The sequence below is a fragment of the Brevibacillus sp. FSL L8-0520 genome (assembly GCF_037963895.1).
In the GTDB taxonomy this organism is placed as follows: domain Bacteria; phylum Bacillota; class Bacilli; order Brevibacillales; family Brevibacillaceae; genus Brevibacillus; species Brevibacillus borstelensis.
The window spans coordinates 1,574,971-1,592,329 of the sequence record NZ_CP150171.1 but is presented as its reverse complement, the minus strand read 5'-3'; the positions used below and the strand labels follow the sequence as shown (position 1 = coordinate 1,592,329).

Here is a 17,359-nt window from a genome sequence, read left to right as displayed (position 1 = left end):
GATTTTCGCTAACTTTCCCCAAAAAGCACAGGCAATCTATTATAATAGAAGAAATGGAAAAAGGAGGGTATATTCTTTGAAAAAGGGAATCATCTTTCTTCTTTTACTAGTCTTGGCGTTCTCGATTCTTCCGGCTTCATTTGCCCATCCGGGCAGAACGGATGCGAATGGAGGCCACACCTGTCGAACCAACTGTGAAAAGTGGGGACTCCGATACGGAGAGTATCATTACCACAATAGCGGAGGGTCGAGCTCAAGCTCATCTGGCAAGAGCAGCCCACCATCTCCAAAGTCGACCCCGAAGCCTGCTCCGCAACAGTCATCAGCACCTGCCCCTGTCATCATACCAATCATCGCCGTCAAATCAGCAATGGTTTACATTCAACCTGTTCAGCATGATGATTATATGATCGGTCAGGTAGAGTACGGAACTATAGCCCAGGATCATGGGACGGTTGAAGGATGGATTACTTATCATTTTGCCGACGGACGCATCGGTTACATTCCGAAAACCGTCATCACCCAGTACGAATCGATTCAGCCGAAGAATGTTACCGTGCAAGTGGACAAGGCTTACGTCTTTGCCATTCCTTCTGCCTCTGGAAGCGCCAACGGGTCGCTGACGAAAAACACTACGGTGCAGGCGTTGGGGAAAAGCGGGGAATGGTATTATATTTCGACAACGGATAGTCAAGGAAACGCGATAAAAGGATTTCTCTCCGGTACCGTAGCTTGGTAACGCGCTAGAGCGTCCTGCTTGGGACACCTTGATAAGCCGCGGACACAAACCCGCGTTTTCCCCGGCTCAACAGGTGTCCCATCCCCCTTTGCATCCTCTGCTTTCCTTGCTCTCACAAAATTTGCTCTTTTCCCTTTTTCAATTGGCTCCTTGGGCCGTGATCAGCCGTCTTCCTTCCATATTGCTGCAAATGTAAAAGGAGGGACAGCCCTACAGCTCCCCCTAAGTCCGATGCTTTACAACGCTTTACACTTACGAACACTCAATCCTTATACGGATCAAACTCATCCGCACCCGCCATGCAAACACCGATGGGCTTCAATACATGCAAAACCTCTACCGTCTCCTCATGGGCCCGCAGTACCTCGGACAGCTTTTTGTATACGAACGGACTCTCATCCGTTCCCGCTCCGCGAAGCTCCACGCCAAACTCGCTGATCGCCCGCTTCATCTGCTCCACGGTAATTTTGCCGCCGCTGCGCTTGCGCGTTTTCCAATTCATCCTGCCGGCCGCCTCGGTACGGCTCATGATTCTACCTGCTCCGTGCACTGTGCTGTAAAAGGCCTCCTTGTTTTCCTGTGTATCCTTTCCTTTCACGATGACGGACAAATCACCCATGCTGCCCCCGATAAAGCCAAGCTGACCCGGCGCTGATGGCGTCGCCCCTTTTCTGACGACCACGTACTCTTTGCCGTCATGCATTTCCTTCCAGGCGAAATTGTGATGGTTATGAACCTCGAAAGTTGTTTCCGCACCGAGAATGATCGATCACATAGTCACGGCCTGCATACGCGTATTTGCCCGCAAGCGTCATCGCCTTGAAATACATCTCGCCCAGCTCGCTGTCCAAATCGAGCAGCGTCGGCGGCTGATCCATGCTCTCGCCCGGTGCCTTGTCCGAAAACCTTCGCCCATTCGCCAGATTCAAAAATCCGCTGGCGGTCTTGTGTCCAAACCCGCGACTGCCGAAATGGTTGGCGATCCACACCATTCCCGTCGCTTCCTCCACGAACAGATCGACGAAATGGTTCCCGCTTCCCACGGTACCGAGCTGGCTTTTGGCCAAAGCCTTCAGGGAGTCGTGCTCGTGTTTGCCGATCTGCTTGTACACGTACCAATCTTCCTCTTCGAATAGATCGTGATCGACCTTCTCGTTGTTGACCCGCCCGATTCCAAAGGAAATGGTTTTGGCGATCTCATCCATGATTTGCGGGATTTTCGTCTTGATTTCCTCATAGCGGAGGTCGGTACGGACGGCCTTGTTTCCGCAGGCGATGTCGTACCCGACGCCGGAAGGAGAGATTTGTCCGTCGTAGACGACAACGCCTCCGACAGGCTGCGAGTATCCTTTGTGGTGGTCCGCCATGAGCAATACTTGGACGACATTGCCGTATTTGGAGCAGGTCACGGCCTGCGATACCGCATTTTCAAGTGGGGTCCCCCACACTCTTACATTGGCAATGGTTTGGTACATGATTTCGTTTTTCTCCTTTTTTCTTTACTTATCATTTATGAATTGTCTGTTTTGGGATAGTATCCAGTATTATACAACAGTTTCTTTTCTTTTTCTTGGTGGCAAAGTCTGGGCTTGTTCTCTTTACTGACAATCCCTGTCAGTGAAGCCCCGTTATAATCATAACTAAGACTGCTAGGAACAGACCGATAATCGAATCATCCAGATAAGGAGATATATGCTATGAACGATAGATTCCAACCGATTTTCGAACCTTTTGTTCTTCCTTGCGGCGTAGAGCTGAAGAACCGGATCAGCATGGCACCGATGACCATTTCCGCCGCCAACGCGGATGGATCCGTTTCCGACGATGATTTGAGCTACTACAGCCGCCGTTCTCGCGGAGTCGGCATGGTGATCACTGCATCCACGACTGTCAGCGCTCAAGGCGGGTTCCCCGGTTCAGCAGCAGCCGATCGCGATGAAATGATTCCCGGACTAGCCCGGCTTGCTTCCACGATCAAGGAGCACGGCGCCAAAGCCATTCTGCAAATTGTCCACGGTGGCCGGCAGTGCCCTGCCTCCAATGGCGATGTCGTCAGCGCAAGCGCTGTCCCCATGGAAAAAGAAGGGGGCGTAGTCCCGCGCGAATTGCGCGAGGAAGAGATTGTCGAGATCATCCGCACCTTCGGAGAAGCGACGAGACGGGCGATCGAGGCAGGATTTGACGGAGTGGAAATCCACGGGGCGAACGGCTTTCTGATTCAACAGTTCTTTTCGCCGCATTCCAACAGGCGCAAGGACCGCTGGGGCGGAACGCTGGAAAAGCGAATGGCGTTTCCGCTGGCGGTCGTAGACGAAGTCCATCGGGTCGTCCGCCAGTACGCCAAAGAGCCTTTCATCATCGGATACCGGCTCTCCCCCGAGGAAGCGGAAACACCCGGTATTACAATGGCGGACACATTGCCCTTTGCCGAGGCTCTGGCTGCAAAGCCGCTCGATTACCTGCACATTTCTCTCAACGATTTCTGGTCAGTCCCCAGGCGCGGGATCGACGATGACCGTCCGCGCATCCAGATCATCCATGAGCGTGTCGGCCATCTGGTTCCCGTCATGGGTGTAGGTGCCATTCGCACCGCACAGGATGCCGTTCGTGCTTTGCAAACAGGAATACCGCTGATTGCCCTTGGCCGAGAACTGATCATGGAGCCGGACTGGATCGAAAAAATCGCCGATGGACGAGAAGACGAGATCAAGACAACGATTGCCAAGGATGATCAGGCCAGGTTGGCCATACCTGATTCCCTCTGGAGAATGATCGCCGGTGTACCCGGTTGGTTTCCGGTGGAATGAGCGGCGTTCGCATTTTTCCGCAAGACCACTACAAGGGATCAGAGGCCAATCTCTGATCCCTCCGCTTTTTCAAACACATACAGGCGTCCATTGGCGATTGTCCGCAGCGCCGGACCTCTAAAGCCTCTGTTCACCAGCTCTTTTCGCATGAACAGCATGAAAGCTGCGTGACCGACGATCAGCACATCTTCCCCGCCCTTTAAGAGAATATCGTCCAAAAGCGTTGAAATCCGCGCTTGCACAGCTTTTTTTCCCTCAAGCTGGGACGGATGATTCAACAGCCACGCCACGCGGAGTATGAAAGCCCAGCACCAGAAGGGCATTTTGGCTTCCCCGCGAAAAACCGGGTAGATCGGTATCTCTCTCAATGCTGCCGTCCGGATATTCTCCCCGTCGTAGATGGTCTCGGCCGTTTTGACTGCTCGCGGCAGATCGCTGGCGTAGCATCTCGTCCAGGCAATCCCTCCCAAGTCTACTTCCCCCGTCTTGATATCGGCCTCGTCGTATTCCGCAAACCATTGCATCACTTCCTTCTGGCTCAGCAACGCCATTCCCGGATTATCTTTTTTCACTTTAAAATGCCTTACCAATCCAATCTTCACTGCTCGTCTCCCCTCCAAAACCCAAAAACGGAGGGAGATGAGCCTCTGCCCCCGCATCTATCCAATTTTTGGTATACTCAACTATGTACAACTGTTACGACGCTTCGCGTTATATCCGATCAAAAACGCAACCCATGGAAGGGTGAATTCTGTGAGCAATAAAATCATTCTCGCTGGCGGCTCCGGCTTTTTGGGGAACGCGTTCGCTTCCTTTCTATCAGAAAAAGGCTATGAAGCTGTCATCCTCTCACGCAGTGCCTCCGGAAACAATCCGCATGCCAGGTACGTTGCCTGGGACGGGGCTGCAGTCGGCGAATGGGCGGCCGAGCTCGAGGGCAGCCGAGCTGTTGTCAATTTTGCCGGAAAAAGCGTCAATTGTATCTACACCAAGAAAAATAAAGCGGAAATTATCCAGTCCAGACTTTCCTCTGTCAAAGCACTGACAGATGCGATACTGGCATGCAAAAATCCGCCTCCCGTATTTGTCCAGGCGGGCTCCCTTGCGATTTTTGGAGATACCCGCCAGCTTTGCGACGAAGAAGCTCCACACGGGGAAGGCTTTTCCGTGGAGGTTTGCAAACGGTGGGAGGAGGCCTTCTTTGCGGTGGAGCTTCCAAAAACGAGAAAAGTTTTGCTGCGGATCGGCTTCGCCTTGGGGAAAAACGGGGGCGCCCTGGAGCCGCTCATGAACCTCGTAACATACAACCTCGGCGGCACCGTCGGCTCGGGCGACCAATACATTAGCTGGCTGCACGTCGATGATCTGAACGAGATGATTTTCGCCGCGATCCAAAACGAACAGCTGCAGGGAACCTACAACGCAACCGGCCCCACCCCTGTGACCAACCGCGAATTCATGCAGACATTGCGGAAGGTCATGAACAAGGGATGGGCTCCTCCTGCTCCGGCCCCATTGGTATGGCTCGGTGCCTACCTGGTCATGAGAACAGAGCCCAGCCTTGCCTTGACCGGGAGGAATTGCGTCCCCAAAAAGCTGCTCGATGCGGGATTTTCATTCAGGTTTACCGATTTGGAAGAGGCATTGCGGGATATTATCGAGACGAACGAACATGGTGCTGGCGCTTTCTCCTTTTTCCGCTGATCGTGCGGCACGAGACGCTATCGTTTGCCCCCTGTCCATGCAGCAGGCGAGTCAGTATTTTGAAGAGAGAGAGCTGCTATTTTTGCGGAAAACAAGCTGCTATTTTTTGATGCATTCAAATCACCATTTTTGCAGCTTCCGCCTGGTTGCATCGGATTTACGGTTCCTGCTGGACATGCAGCAAATTTCCGATGGAGAACCTGTCGTATGTCTTTGCGTTGTCCTTTGATGTCCAGCTTACAACCGCATATGACGTTTCAAACATGCGCCGAATCGCCTCCTCATCCAATCCTCTCGCATCGAAGATGACGGATTGTTCCGAGATCGCAAAAGGCTCCGAGCCAACATTGTTTTGTTCAAATGAACTCGTGGAAATCACCCGCGACTGGTCGAACTGTTTGATTACTGTCGACAGATACGGAAGCTCGATCTTTCTGTCCGTTGCACTTTTCGAGTCATCGATCCGTACGCTGACCTCAAGTTTTCTGAGGTCTTTTTTGTTGGCTTCCGGGACAGATGCCGCATCCTGCTCTTCTTTCGATAAATGGCTTACTGTTACTTTTATCGTTGCTTTCGGATTCTCTTTGCCCAGGCCGAAAACAAACATGACCATGACAGCAGCGACGCCGAGCAAGAAAATGACTGTTTTTCTGATACGCTTCACTTCCCTGTCAAAGATTCTTCTTCCGATAGTATTCTTCACAGGTTCTCCGGCTTCCCTGATCAAAAATTGAGAGAGCGGCTCGCATAAGTTAGAAGATATAAACATAGAATGATAGCAGCAGGTTTCCTTTAAGGATATAGCACCCGACATGCGTTCTTCTTGGCACGCCCTGCTCCTGTTATTCACTGTTCCTGACAAACATCGCTTTTATAAATCTAGCTAGAACAGGATGCTTTGCTACCTTTTAAGCGGACAAACGATAGACACAAAAAGTATACATACGAAGCAGATGCTCCCAAAAGATAGAACTTGAAAGAAAATGGCACAAATCTTCCCGTCACTATCAGAAACAGAATCCCTGTAGCGGCTACACCTGCGATTACATAAAGCAGGCTTTCTATGAAAAAACGCTTGACAGGCTTCGTATTGCCGATAGGCTTCAACAACCAGTCAATCGCAATAGCCATGGGAATTCCCAGGAAAAGTACCGTTGGGAAAGTAAACATCGCCAGCGGCAACACCACGAACCGATCTTGAAAATAGAAAAGTGCGGCTCCAAAAACAAACAGAAAGCTGGCCGGAATGCTTGCGATAAAATGCTGCGCCATATGTGTGCCTCCGTGATCAAGAAATGGCTTTTTTTCCTTGCTCCTAGCATTTCACCAATCCTTCAAGCAGCATGTGGTCCGATCTCCCCATACAGCGCCGCAACGTGTGCCGGGAGAGGCACACGTCTGAAAATGGCAAAAAGCTTCAAAGGAACCTCAAAAGGGTGGTCAGGAGTTGAATTGATTATAACAAAAGGTGGAAATAGAGTTAACTTTCGCAAAGAAAAAACCTCACCGAGAAGTGAGGTCGAAAAACGGATTCTCTTCTTTAAAAACTCGCTTTGTTCAATGGAAAAAAACCTATTTCCAGACCCGGCCAAGCTTTAGACACTCCTGAAAATATCCGCAAACAGACACCGGGCTCATGATCATCTGGTAGCAAAGCACAAATGCAACAAAGCCCCAGCGGTTCCGTCTGATCTTCAGATCCAGAGTGCGAAAGACGTATTTCTGGTAGCGGTACAAAATCATATTTTGCAAAAGCGCCAACGGCAGGACGAGGAGGGTAATCGGTCCGACAATCCAGTAGTGCCCAAAGAAGGCCGCGACCAAGCCGGGAAGCCAGCAAAACGTGTACACGAAATCGAGATAGGGCATGAGCAGGTTGTAGCCGGTCAAGAACCGGGCAAACATAATCGGCTGCTGCCACGGCTTTATCACTTTCAACGCCTCGATCATTCCTCTGGCCCAACGGCTGCGCTGTCTGAAAAAGTGCTTGAAGGTGGTGGGAACATCGGTAAAAGCCACGGCCAGCGGTTCAAAGAAGACTCTTTGGTTGGTGCCAAGCAAACGCCAGGTCAACACAATATCTTCTCCGATCGCATCCGGCCACCCGCCGATATTTCGGATCGCATCCGTTTCGTAGAGGGAAAAGGCCCCCTGTGCTACAAGCGTCCCTTGGTATAAACCTTGTAATCTTTTGATGCTGGCAATACCCAAAAAGTAATCCCATTCCTGGATTTTTGAAAGGAAATTGTCGCGGCTGTTGCGAACGAGCACCGCTCCGGCCACAGCACTGACATCTGCGGGCGCAGACAGCATGCGGGCAACGATATAGCGGATCGCTTGGGGATGCAGAAGCGTATCGGCGTCTAGTGTCACGACATACCGGGTCGTCACCAAAGGAAGGGCCCGGTTCAGCGCGTGATGCTTTCCGGCTCTGGTCTCTTCAACAACCAGAATGTCCAAGCCGAGCTGCTTGCCGAGCTCTTTCGCTACTTCAGCCGTTCGGTCGATGGAGCCGTTATCTACTACGATGACGTCTATCTTGCCCTCGTGGTCTTGTTTGGCGATCTGGTTGAGCGTTTCTCCGATCCCTTTTTCCTCGTTCCGGCAGGCAATCACAATCGTAATGTCTTCTTTCGGAGCGAGCGTCTTGAAGGTCGGTTGACGATCCACAAGCAGACTGGCAATCATAAATGCATTCATATATCCCGGTATGTAAGAGATGCCCGCAATCACGGCAAAAGCGACGAACGAAGGTATGTACTGCTCCAGATCATGGACCCATGGCAAAGACAGGACAATTGAAAGGGTCATCCAGGAAACGGCAATCAATTGACTGATCCAAAATTTCATCTTTACCGAAATATATCTGGAGGAGGCCGCACGATTTAATGGTTGTTTGGGGCAATTCATGTTGGACTGCAAAGCTAGGACCCCCTGCCACGGAAACCCCACAGGCTCCCGTGATGTTTGACTAAGATTGTGAAAGGCAGCACACATAACCAGCATACCTCATGGCATTGCAAGGGCTACATGATAGCCTTTTGGAAATGCAACCAAAGAATAGCAACCACGTTGGCTGCTGTGGCCAAAGTGTCCGGAAGCAAAAAAGCCGCCTCAGGGCGGAGGCGAATGCTGGCGTCTTTCATAATCGATTGGATACCGATTCACAAAACTCAATGAAACATTCTATCACGATCTGTCGTACTATGAAAGAATATAACTTTTACAAGCAAATCCATTGATCATCAGAAGGAGGTTATCCATTGTGAGTTTGCCGTCACAATTGGTTGTCATCCGCGGATTTCCTTTTGACGGGGGATCAACCTTTCGGCTTCTGCAATCCAGCACCTTATTGGGAAGAAAAGATGGGTCATGGGAACCGGATATCGCATTTGACAACGTCTACGTCTCTCGAAAACAGGCATCGATTTCCTTTGAAAACGATCACTACTATATTATGGATTTGGACAGCAAGCATGGAACAGAAGTCAATGGGCAGCGGCTGATGCCCTTTGTGCCGACGATTCTCGCAGCCTCCGACAGCATTTCATTTGCAAGGGGGATGGTTGCTCTTGTTTTTTCTCCGGTAAATCTGGAAGAGACATTGGACTTTAAACCCTTGTTCCTGCAAGGCAGTACCCCTCTGGAGGAGGACCCTGTGAGACAGATCATTTGGATTCATGGCCGCAGCTTTCACTTTTCCGAAAAGGAATACAGATGTCTGGAGCTTTTGTTGCGCAAGGAACGGCAATTTGTCGGCAAAGACGAAATCATTCGCTATGTATGGCCGGAGCGGCCGGCAGACCCGTTGCTTCCCTCCGTCAGCTCGGAGGAAATCAATTCTCTTCTCTACCGAATCCGCAAAAAAACGAATCACGCCGTCACTATTGAAAATATCAGAGGCAAAGGTTACATATTGAAGCTGTTGCCGCCACAACAGACAGAATCGCAGGCGCCAGCCCATTCCCGCTGCTAAATAGCTGCTGCTTGACATCATCAAAGGACCGGTGCACTTCACCGGTCCTTGCTTGTTGACGTTCGAGTCTTTCCCTTGCCCGACAATTGTGCTTTACGACGCATTCTTCAACACCTGCTGAAAGATACGCTTGACCTTCTTCGTGACGACACTGCTCCCTCCGCGTCCTTTCACATCTTCGACCATCATGGACAACAGCAGCTCCGGAGCATCGGCATCAAATCCGACAAACCATCCGTTTTCTTGGCCGTCCGCGTCTTTGCTCTGTTTCAATTCTGCCGTCCCGGTCTTGCCGGCGATGGATTTCCCCGGAATATATGCGCCGTGTCCCACTCCATCGGGGCTGCTGACCGCTTGAATGAGGTCTTTTCTCAATAGCGCCGCTGTCTCGGGAGTCATGGCTTGCTCCTTCCAGATGCCCGGCTCTTTTGTCTTGCCATCTTCCAGCAGCAGGGGGCGAGGGATATTGCCTTCGTTCACGAGTGCCGAATAAACCAATGCGACGTGAAGCGTGGTCATCTTTACTTCCCCCTGCCCGTAGCCGGTATCCGCAAGCAGAATTTCGTTCTGGATGCCGCTGTTCGAAAGCTGCGACTTGCTAAACGGATAGGGAATGGGCAATGCTTCGCCTATTCCGAACTTGGCGCTCTCTTTTTCAAATGCTTCGGCACCGATCTGCAGTGCTGCCTGCGCGAAGTATATGTTGTCCGAATAAATGAGAGACTTCAGCAGATTGACGGATTTCGCCGCATGGACGCGCGTGACGAAATAGTTGCCCCACGAACCGTCTTTGGCCCACGTCAGCCCGGAGATTTGTTTCTCTTCGCCGGGATCAATGGCATTTATATCCAGACCGATCGCAGCCGTGACGACTTTAAATGAGGAGCCGGGCGAATACCCCTTTGAAAACCGGTTCAAAAAAGGATTCCGGGGATCGTTCTGCCACTGCTCGTATTGACGGCTGGACAATCCGCGTATGAACGCATTCGGATCGTATGACGGGCTGCTCGACAAAGCAAGAATTTCGCCCGTCTTCGGCTGAACAGCCGCGACAGATGCCGACTCCTGCTTTACCTCGTCGTAGATGGCCTGCTGCAGGCTTGCATCGATGGTCAGCTTGATCGTTTCCCCCGGAACAGCCTTCGTTTCGGCAATCACCGCTTTTTGCTTGCCTTTTTCATCGGCAACGGCGATAACCGCTCCGTTTTTTCCTCTCAATCGGTCTTCGAATACTTGTTCCAAGCCGGCTTTTCCGATTTGATCGCCGATGCGATAGCCCCGATCCTTGTGCCGCTTCAGTTCCTCGGCACTCATCTCGCCTATATATCCGGTCAGGTGCGCTGCAGCCTCGCCATACGGATAGACACGCAGTTTTTTATCCTGGAAACTCACCCAAGGGACATTTCTGTATTCCGCTGCGGTTTCTTCCCCCGCAAACGCGATGGGAACAAATAAATCAGGCTTGACCCAGGAAGCGCTCAGCTTTTTGTCGATCTCCTCCACGCTGATGCCCAGCTTCTCAGCCAGTTCCGCTTTATTCTTTTCCGCGGACTCCCCCAGCTTCCCCGGAATGATGCCAAGCTGCAGAGCTGCTCCGTTTAGCGCCAAGCCGTTTCCGTGTCTGTCCAGTATCTCGCCGCGCTCCGCTTTAATGGTCTGCACCCGCACCTTATCTCCCTTTTCCATTTGCGGGAAAATAAGCGAGGGCTCCCACTCGATCAGCCACTTTGTTTCCTTGTCGAGCTCGGTCTTTTTGAGCTTTAGTTGATGGTCGAAATCCAGCGGACCGGCAACCGTGTCCATTTTGACGTGATAAGGGACGGTCATTTCCGCTTTTTCCGCTTCGTCTTTGCCAGCGGGCTGCTGCTCCACGGAGATCTTCTCGATCGAAAGGTTCTTTGCTTCGATCCCGTCATAGATTTTCTCGTAGCGCTGCGCGAATTGTTCGGCAGTCATCCCGGCTTTTGCCTCGGGCGTCAATTGTTCGTACATCTCTGAAAAATGCTGCTGCTGCCAGTCGGAAAGATACGCCTGCGCGACATCCTCGGGGTTTTCTTCCTGCTTGCTGCATCCAACCAGAGCCAAGATGAAAAAGAAGGCAGCCATCGTCCATACCTGTTTTTTCACTGTCCATTCACCCTGCTTTATTGAATGATGATAGCATTCCTTTCCTGATCGCTCAGAAGAGGGCCGACATTGGCCGGCCGGTCTACTGGCCGTACATGCGCTCCTCCTTCGTCGCGACAGCTACATCATAGGTCAGGGCGCATTCCCGATCAATAGATGAACAATGATAACAAAATGATAATGGGAAAACGAAAAAACGCTTGAGGCCACTTCAGAACCCCAAGCGTTTTGCGTCACGTTCATCAAACCATGATTTTGCAAATATCATTTGTAAATTCGACAGGATCTTCAACTGGCAGGCCTTCGATCAAAAGGGCTTGATTGTACAAGAGAGCCGTATACAGATTCAGCTTCTCCTTGTCTTTTTCATAGGCGTCTTTCAACGATTGGAACACGTCATGCTGAACGTTGATTTCCAGCACTTTGTCCGCCTTCACATTGGGGTTGTTCGGCATGGCGTTCAAGATTTTTTCCATTTCGATCGTCACTTCCCCTTCTGTCGACAAACAGACAGGGTGACTCTTCAATCTCTTGGATGCTTTTACTTTTTTCACTTTGCCCGCCAACAGGCTGGTCATATAGTCGAACAGTTCTTTGTTCTCGCTGTTCTCGGCTTCGTCGGCGCTTTGGCTATCATCCGCTTCGATGCCCAGGTCGCCGCTCGATACGGAACGGAATTCCTTGTCTTTATACTTTTGCAGCATCTTGATGGCGAACTCGTCGATGTCGTCGGTGAAATACAAAATTTCATAGCCTTTTTCGGCCACCAGCTCTGTTTGCGGGAGCTTTTCAAGCCGTTCATTCGATTCCCCGGAGGCGTAGTAGATGTATTTCTGTTCTTCCGGCATTCTCGCCACATATTCATCGAGCGTAACCAGCTTTTTCTCCTTGGACGAATAGAACATGAGCAAATCTTGCAGGACATCCTTATGGCTTCCAAAATCGCTGTAAACGCCGAATTTCAATTGTCTGCCGAACGATTTATAGAATTGCTCGTACTTTTCTCTTTCATTTTTCAGCAGACTTTGCAGCTGGCTTTTGATTTTGCTGGCGATGTTTTTCGCGATCAGCTTCAACTGCCGGTCATGCTGCAGCATCTCCCTGGAAATATTGAGAGACAAGCTTTCCGAATCTACCATTCCTTTGACAAAGCTGAAATGGTCCGGGAGCAGATCAGCGCATTTGTTCATGATCAATACGCCATTGGCATACAGTTCGAGGCCTTTTTCATATTCTCTGGTGTAATAGTCGAAAGGAATGCTCTCCGGGATAAACAGGATGGCCTGATAGGACACCGCGCCATCCGCGTTGATATGGACATGCGCGAGCGGCTTGTCGAAGCCGTAATGCTTTTCCGCGTAGAAGTTCTCGTAGTCTTCATCCGTCAGCTCGCTCTTGTTTTTTCTCCAGATCGGAACCATGCTGTTGATCCGCTGTTCTTCCTGGTACTCCTCGTACTCGTTGTCGCTGCCTTCCTTCAGTCTTCTTCCGGTCACATCCATCTTGATCGGATAACGGATAAAGTCGGAGTATTTTTTGATGATCGCCCGCAGGCGGTACTCCTCCAAAAACTCGTCGAAGCTCTCTTCCTCCGTGTTTTCTTTGATCTTCAGGATGACGTCTGTACCGACCGTTTCCTTTTCGCACGGCTCAATCGTATAGCCGTCCGCTCCGGAAGACTCCCACTTGTATGCGCTGTCGCCGTTCAGCGCTTTGCTGATCACCGTCACGACATCCGCCACCATAAATGCGGAATAAAAGCCGACGCCGAATTGGCCGATGATCGCATGGCCGTCTTTCGTTTCGTTCTCTTTTTTGAACGCCAAAGAGCCGCTCTTGGCGATGACGCCGAGGTGATTTTCCAGCTCTTCCTTCGTCATGCCGATACCGGTATCACGGATGGTCAAGGTTCTGTTTTTCTTGTCGGCAATGACCTTGATATAGTAGCTGTCTTTGTCAAAGACCAGGCTCTCGTCAGTCAGCGCTTTGTAGTAAATCTTGTCGATCGCGTCACTCGCGTTGGAAATCAGCTCGCGCAAAAAAATCTCTTTTTGCGTGTAAATGGAATTGATCATCATTTCCAAGAGCCGCTTGGATTCCGCCTGAAATTGCTTCTTTTCCATTGGACATTCTCCCTTCCCCGGAAACTTGGTTCATCGATGTAGCGATCGCGATAGCGAATCTTTTTTAGCACTCTTTGGCCTTGAGTGCTATCCACTATTTTTTATAGCAATACTCCCTTTTTGTGTCAACGAGGTTTAGTGACAGAACGCTCGTATCACGCCTATCAATCCAAATCCAGTCTTGGCGGCCGGTCCTGCAGCTTGCCTATCGAACAGCCGGATCCGCTATCGGCACATAGCCGGTCTTTTCCACCAGCCACTGTCCTTGTGGCGACAGGATCCACTCGATCAGCCTGGATACGTTCGGATTGTCGCTGCCCGCTGTCACAGCGTAGAACTCGGCAGTCAACGGATACTCCTTGCTGCTGATCGTGCTTTTCTCCGGCTTTACTCCCTCCACCTCAAGCAGGCGAATATTGCCGTTGCTTGCCATCTCGGTCGCGAAATAGAGGAATGAATAGCCGATGGCGTTCTTGTAGTTCCGGTAGTTCGCCGTCTGCTCGATAATTCTCCCCATCCCTTGGACCACATCCTCCTGGGGAGGGGTCATCAGCTCCTTGTCTCCCATGAACCTCTGCAGCATGCTTTGGCTTCCGCTGTTCTCCGGCCGCTGGAAGGCGCGAATCGCTTCATTGGGGCCGCCTACCTCCTTCCAGTTGGTGATCTTTCCCGAGTAAATATCCTGGATTTGCCCGGTCGTCAGCCCTTTCACGGGATTTTCCGCGTTGACGAAAAAGACGAAGGCTTCCCGACCAATCGGCGTCAGCTTCAGCTCTTTGCCTTTCCTTTTGGCTTCCTCCAATTGCGATTCGGAGGGAGCAAAGGCAAAGATGACATCTGCGTTGCCTACGATCAAATTTTCGTATGCCTGCGGAGTCTTGCTTACCATCACTTCGCCATCGTACAGATCGTACTGCTTCTCTGGATAAACCGCCTGCACAAAGGCGGCATATAAAGGATAAAACGCTGTCGCTCCGTCAATTCTGGGCAGCCCGGATTCCAGCTTGAGGGTCGAGGGCTCCTCCAGCTTTGCCGCTTTCGTATATGGCTGAAACGGGCGGTACTGCTCCAAATCTACATCCTGCTCGCCAACGGTTTCGATACTGTTATGGTAGGCGTAGTTGATCTCATAGCCTGCCACGGCCAAGAGACACAGGCCAAAACAGACCGCCAGCGATCGATAAAGGATACGCGGCTTGATTGGAGTGAACATTCGCAAAATAACGAACAGAATGAGCACAGCCGTTACTACTGCCGAAAGCGGCGTATAAAATTTTACTCCGCCTTGCAGCGTTGTAAACAACATCGCCATGAAACCGAAAAACAGCAGGCCAGCGATGATCACGATGCAGCCAATGATTTTCCCGATAAGATTGTACATGTCTGCCCCCTTGCTCTTTTCTCTACTGCCCATTATAAGCGAATGTAAAAGAATGGCAAAAGGAACAAATCAAAAACCCCTGGTTTCCCAAGGGCTTTTGATTGTCCAGCTTACCCAACCGGATTCAAGCTCTCATTCGTCACATCAAGCAGGACGGCGTTGATGCCGTTGAGGAAAGCCATGGCGCTCGCCTTGATGATATCCGTGTCCATGGCCCGTCCGGAGTACGTTTTGCCTTGATGATCGATGCGAATATTGACGCGCCCGATCGCTTCTTTCCCTCTGGACAAGCTGTTGATTTTGTAATCCTTCAATTCCACGTCCAGTCCCACCAACGATTTGATGACACTGTACAAAGCATCGATCGGTCCGTCGCCGACCGCGCTGTCTGTAAATTCCTCGTTGCCCTTTTTCAGCTTGACAGTGGCCGTCGGATACTGGTCATTGGTCATCACCTGGAAGGATACCAGCTCATACAGTTGACCGCAGCTTTGCTGCTGAAGCGCGCGGTGATTGGTGACCAGGTAGTAGACGTCGTGGTCGTACACTTCTTTTTTCGAATCGGCCAAGGCGAGGAATTTTTCAAACAGCGCCTCAAAGTCAGCCGCATCGCCTGTGTCAAAGCCCATTCTTTCCACCGCATTTTTAAACGCATGGCGGCCGGAGCGGGCCGTCAAAATCAGTTCCATGCTCTCCGCCCCTACGTCTTCCGGCGAAATGATTTCATACACCTGTTTATCCTTCAGCAAACCGTCCTGGTGGATGCCGGAGGAGTGAGCAAAGGCATTTTCCCCGGTAATCGCTTTGTTCACCTGTACATCCAGTCCAGTCAGGTACGTGAGCAGCTTGGATGTTCGCAGCAGCTCTGTCGTTTTGATATTGGTGGAGCAATTGTAGTAATTCTCCCGGACCTTGAGTCCCATCACGACTTCCTCAAGTGATGTATTCCCGGCTCGTTCACCCAAACCGTTAATGGTCACTTCGACCTTTTCCGCCCCGTTTTTCACGGCAGCAAGTGTATTCGCCGTAGCCATCCCCAGGTCGTTATGGCAATGGACGCTCAGGATGACGTCCTCATTGAGATTTTTCAACCGTTCGTTGATCTTGCGGATCAGCTCGCCGAATTCCTCCGGGACCGCATATCCAACCGTGTCCGGCACGTTGATGATGGTAGCGCCTGCTTTGACGACGGCTTCAATCGTTTTCCACAAATATTCGAAATCCGACCGGGATGCGTCCTCTGTCGAGTACTGCACGCGCGGAAGCAGCGTTTTGGCGTATTTCACCGCGTCGACCCCCATCTGCAGAACGGCGTCCTTGGAGCGGTTAAATTTTTTGTCCACATGGATGTTCGAGGTACCCAGCACGATGTGGATGAACGGGTCCTGCGCAAGCTTGATGCTATGGTACACGGCGTCGATATCGCTTTTGACCGCGCGCGCCAGTGCCGTAATCGAGACGGCGTCCCCTACGCTTTTGGCAATTTCCTGAACCGCTTGAAAATCCCCCTGCGACGAGGCGGGAAAACCGGCTTCAATCATATCTACCTGCAGTCGTTTCAACTGCTGTGCGAACTCGACTTTTTGGTGGACATTCAGTTTGGCGCCCGGCACTTGTTCTCCGTCGCGCAAAGTGGTATCCAATACGATAATGTTTCTTGTCATCTGTGCTTCCTCCCCAGTACTCCTTGTTTTCTGTATATCAAGCGGGGGCGGCTAAACCCGGACTTTAACCAACAAAAAAACCCCGTCTCTACGTATAGAGACGAGGTTGACCCCGCGGTACCACTCTACTTCATTTCCTGTGAAATGAGCTCATTCGATGGCCATCACCATCTATCCTTGTAACGGTGGAACTCCGGCTTACCCTACATTGTCAGGCAGCAGTTCATAGACGAGTTCGAAATGAATGATACTGCCGCTTCGCACCGACCAACGGCTCTCTGAAAGATCTTTTCATTTCTACTACTTCTACTCATAACCATTTGCTTGTTAAATTATTGGAAATTGTATTACATTCGTAAAGTTGTGTCAACAGGCAAATCTTTTTTATGCTTGGGGTATCTTGCTCATATCCCTGTACAGCATATTCCACCGATGGCCGTCCAAACGGTGAAACCGATCCCGTACATCCATCCCAAATCCTTGTCGCGATGGAGGCGTCTCTTTTTAAGACGCCGCTACACTCTTAGTGCAATCTCTAGTTTCTCCTGATAAAAGGTTGTAAAAATTCCGTATTATGGCTTATCCTAAACCTAATCTGGAAGGAGAGGACGTGCAAACCGGTAATGGTGCGTACAGAACCAATCATTGCAGTGAATGATGTGAAGGCCAGTTCGCAGTGGTATCAATCGCTGCTCGCTTTCCAAAATAGCCACTCCAACGGCATATTTGATCAGCTTGTTGATACGGATGGAACATCCTGCTTTGCCTGCATCATTGGGGTGATCATGGGCATCCGTCGTTACTGAGTCCGGATCATGGAAAGCCTGGAAACGGACTG

13 protein-coding genes, 1 pseudogene and 1 other annotated feature are annotated in these 17,359 nt (G+C 50.9%); of the genes and pseudogenes, 5 read left to right on the top strand and 9 right to left on the bottom strand.

What is annotated here, in order from left to right; genetic code table 11:
• Positions 1-76 precede the first annotated feature (76 nt).
• Positions 77-739 (top strand): YHYH domain-containing protein, encoded by a 663-nt coding sequence (locus NSQ24_RS08025; protein ID WP_024984427.1) that lies wholly within the window; start codon positions 77-79, stop codon positions 737-739.
• A gap of 262 nt (positions 740-1,001) precedes the next feature.
• Here NSQ24_RS08025 and NSQ24_RS08020 read toward each other — a convergent pair.
• A pseudogene (locus NSQ24_RS08020) lies at positions 1,002-2,214 on the bottom strand (RtcB family protein).
• Positions 2,215-2,436: 222 nt separating this feature from the next.
• Here NSQ24_RS08020 and NSQ24_RS08015 point away from each other — a divergent pair.
• Complete coding sequence (locus NSQ24_RS08015) at positions 2,437-3,546, top strand: NADH-dependent flavin oxidoreductase (protein WP_339167591.1); 1,110 nt, start codon at positions 2,437-2,439, stop codon at positions 3,544-3,546.
• Positions 3,547-3,584: 38 nt separating this feature from the next.
• Here NSQ24_RS08015 and NSQ24_RS08010 read toward each other — a convergent pair whose 3' ends face one another.
• The gene (locus NSQ24_RS08010; RefSeq protein ID WP_003387881.1) at positions 3,585-4,148 is read right to left on the bottom strand and encodes a histidine phosphatase family protein; all 564 of its coding nucleotides are present in this window, start codon (positions 4,146-4,148) and stop codon (positions 3,585-3,587) included.
• Positions 4,149-4,299: 151 nt separating this feature from the next.
• Between NSQ24_RS08010 and NSQ24_RS08005 the strand changes: the two genes are divergently transcribed.
• Positions 4,300-5,250 (top strand): TIGR01777 family oxidoreductase, encoded by a 951-nt coding sequence (locus NSQ24_RS08005; RefSeq protein ID WP_311067676.1) that lies wholly within the window; start codon positions 4,300-4,302, stop codon positions 5,248-5,250.
• A 157-nt stretch (positions 5,251-5,407) separates the two neighbouring features.
• Here NSQ24_RS08005 and NSQ24_RS08000 read toward each other — a convergent pair whose 3' ends face one another.
• The 3 genes from NSQ24_RS08000 to NSQ24_RS07990 all read right to left on the bottom strand — a co-directional run bounded on the left by NSQ24_RS08000 (position 5,408) and on the right by NSQ24_RS07990 (position 8,160).
• Positions 5,408-5,953 carry a hypothetical protein gene (locus NSQ24_RS08000; protein WP_024984432.1) on the bottom strand — a complete coding sequence of 182 codons (546 nt, stop codon included), beginning with the start codon at positions 5,951-5,953 and terminating at the stop codon, positions 5,408-5,410.
• 176 nt (positions 5,954-6,129) lie between these two features.
• A complete protein-coding gene (locus NSQ24_RS07995; protein ID WP_243013954.1) occupies positions 6,130-6,522 on the bottom strand; it encodes a hypothetical protein in 393 nt (130 codons plus the stop codon).
• 300 nt (positions 6,523-6,822) lie between these two features.
• Positions 6,823-8,160, bottom strand: coding sequence for a glycosyltransferase family 2 protein (locus NSQ24_RS07990; protein ID WP_122958170.1), 1,338 nt, complete (start codon positions 8,158-8,160; stop codon positions 6,823-6,825).
• 355 nt (positions 8,161-8,515) lie between these two features.
• Between NSQ24_RS07990 and NSQ24_RS07985 the strand changes: the two genes are divergently transcribed.
• Complete coding sequence (locus NSQ24_RS07985) at positions 8,516-9,226, top strand: FHA domain-containing protein (protein WP_003387887.1); 711 nt, start codon at positions 8,516-8,518, stop codon at positions 9,224-9,226.
• Positions 9,227-9,319: 93 nt separating this feature from the next.
• Here NSQ24_RS07985 and NSQ24_RS07980 read toward each other — a convergent pair whose 3' ends face one another.
• From NSQ24_RS07980 to NSQ24_RS07965, 4 genes are all read right to left on the bottom strand, one after another.
• Positions 9,320-11,332, bottom strand: coding sequence for a penicillin-binding transpeptidase domain-containing protein (locus tag NSQ24_RS07980; protein ID WP_327986057.1), 2,013 nt, complete (start codon positions 11,330-11,332; stop codon positions 9,320-9,322).
• Between the two features lie 263 nt (positions 11,333-11,595).
• On the bottom strand, positions 11,596-13,476 hold the full coding sequence (gene htpG / locus NSQ24_RS07975) for a molecular chaperone HtpG (RefSeq protein WP_339167587.1): 1,881 nt from the start codon (positions 13,474-13,476) through the stop codon (positions 11,596-11,598).
• 205 nt (positions 13,477-13,681) lie between these two features.
• The gene (locus NSQ24_RS07970; protein WP_338461996.1) at positions 13,682-14,857 is read right to left on the bottom strand and encodes a substrate-binding domain-containing protein; all 1,176 of its coding nucleotides are present in this window, start codon (positions 14,855-14,857) and stop codon (positions 13,682-13,684) included.
• 110 nt (positions 14,858-14,967) lie between these two features.
• Positions 14,968-16,521 (bottom strand): 2-isopropylmalate synthase, encoded by a 1,554-nt coding sequence (locus tag NSQ24_RS07965; protein ID WP_003387893.1) that lies wholly within the window; start codon positions 16,519-16,521, stop codon positions 14,968-14,970.
• Between the two features lie 93 nt (positions 16,522-16,614).
• Positions 16,615-16,844: a binding site (T-box leader), on the bottom strand.
• Between the two features lie 300 nt (positions 16,845-17,144).
• Here NSQ24_RS07965 and NSQ24_RS07960 point away from each other — a divergent pair.
• Positions 17,145-17,327 carry a hypothetical protein gene (locus NSQ24_RS07960; RefSeq protein WP_218032624.1) on the top strand — a complete coding sequence of 61 codons (183 nt, stop codon included), beginning with the start codon at positions 17,145-17,147 and terminating at the stop codon, positions 17,325-17,327.
• The last annotated feature ends 32 nt before the right edge of the window (positions 17,328-17,359 follow it).

Coding starts and splice junctions, on each gene's coding strand:
- NSQ24_RS07970 (WP_338461996.1), bottom strand. CDS start 14,857: ATGTACAATCTTATCGGGAAAATCATTGGCTGCATCGTGATCATCGCT.
- NSQ24_RS08015 (WP_339167591.1), top strand. CDS start 2,437: ATGAACGATAGATTCCAACCGATTTTCGAACCTTTTGTTCTTCCTTGC.
- htpG (WP_339167587.1), bottom strand. CDS start 13,476: ATGGAAAAGAAGCAATTTCAGGCGGAATCCAAGCGGCTCTTGGAAATG.
- NSQ24_RS07995 (WP_243013954.1), bottom strand. CDS start 6,522: ATGGCGCAGCATTTTATCGCAAGCATTCCGGCCAGCTTTCTGTTTGTT.
- NSQ24_RS07980 (WP_327986057.1), bottom strand. CDS start 11,332: ATGGCTGCCTTCTTTTTCATCTTGGCTCTGGTTGGATGCAGCAAGCAG.
- NSQ24_RS07960 (WP_218032624.1), top strand. CDS start 17,145: ATGGTGCGTACAGAACCAATCATTGCAGTGAATGATGTGAAGGCCAGT.
- NSQ24_RS07965 (WP_003387893.1), bottom strand. CDS start 16,521: ATGACAAGAAACATTATCGTATTGGATACCACTTTGCGCGACGGAGAA.
- NSQ24_RS07990 (WP_122958170.1), bottom strand. CDS start 8,160: ATGAATTGCCCCAAACAACCATTAAATCGTGCGGCCTCCTCCAGATAT.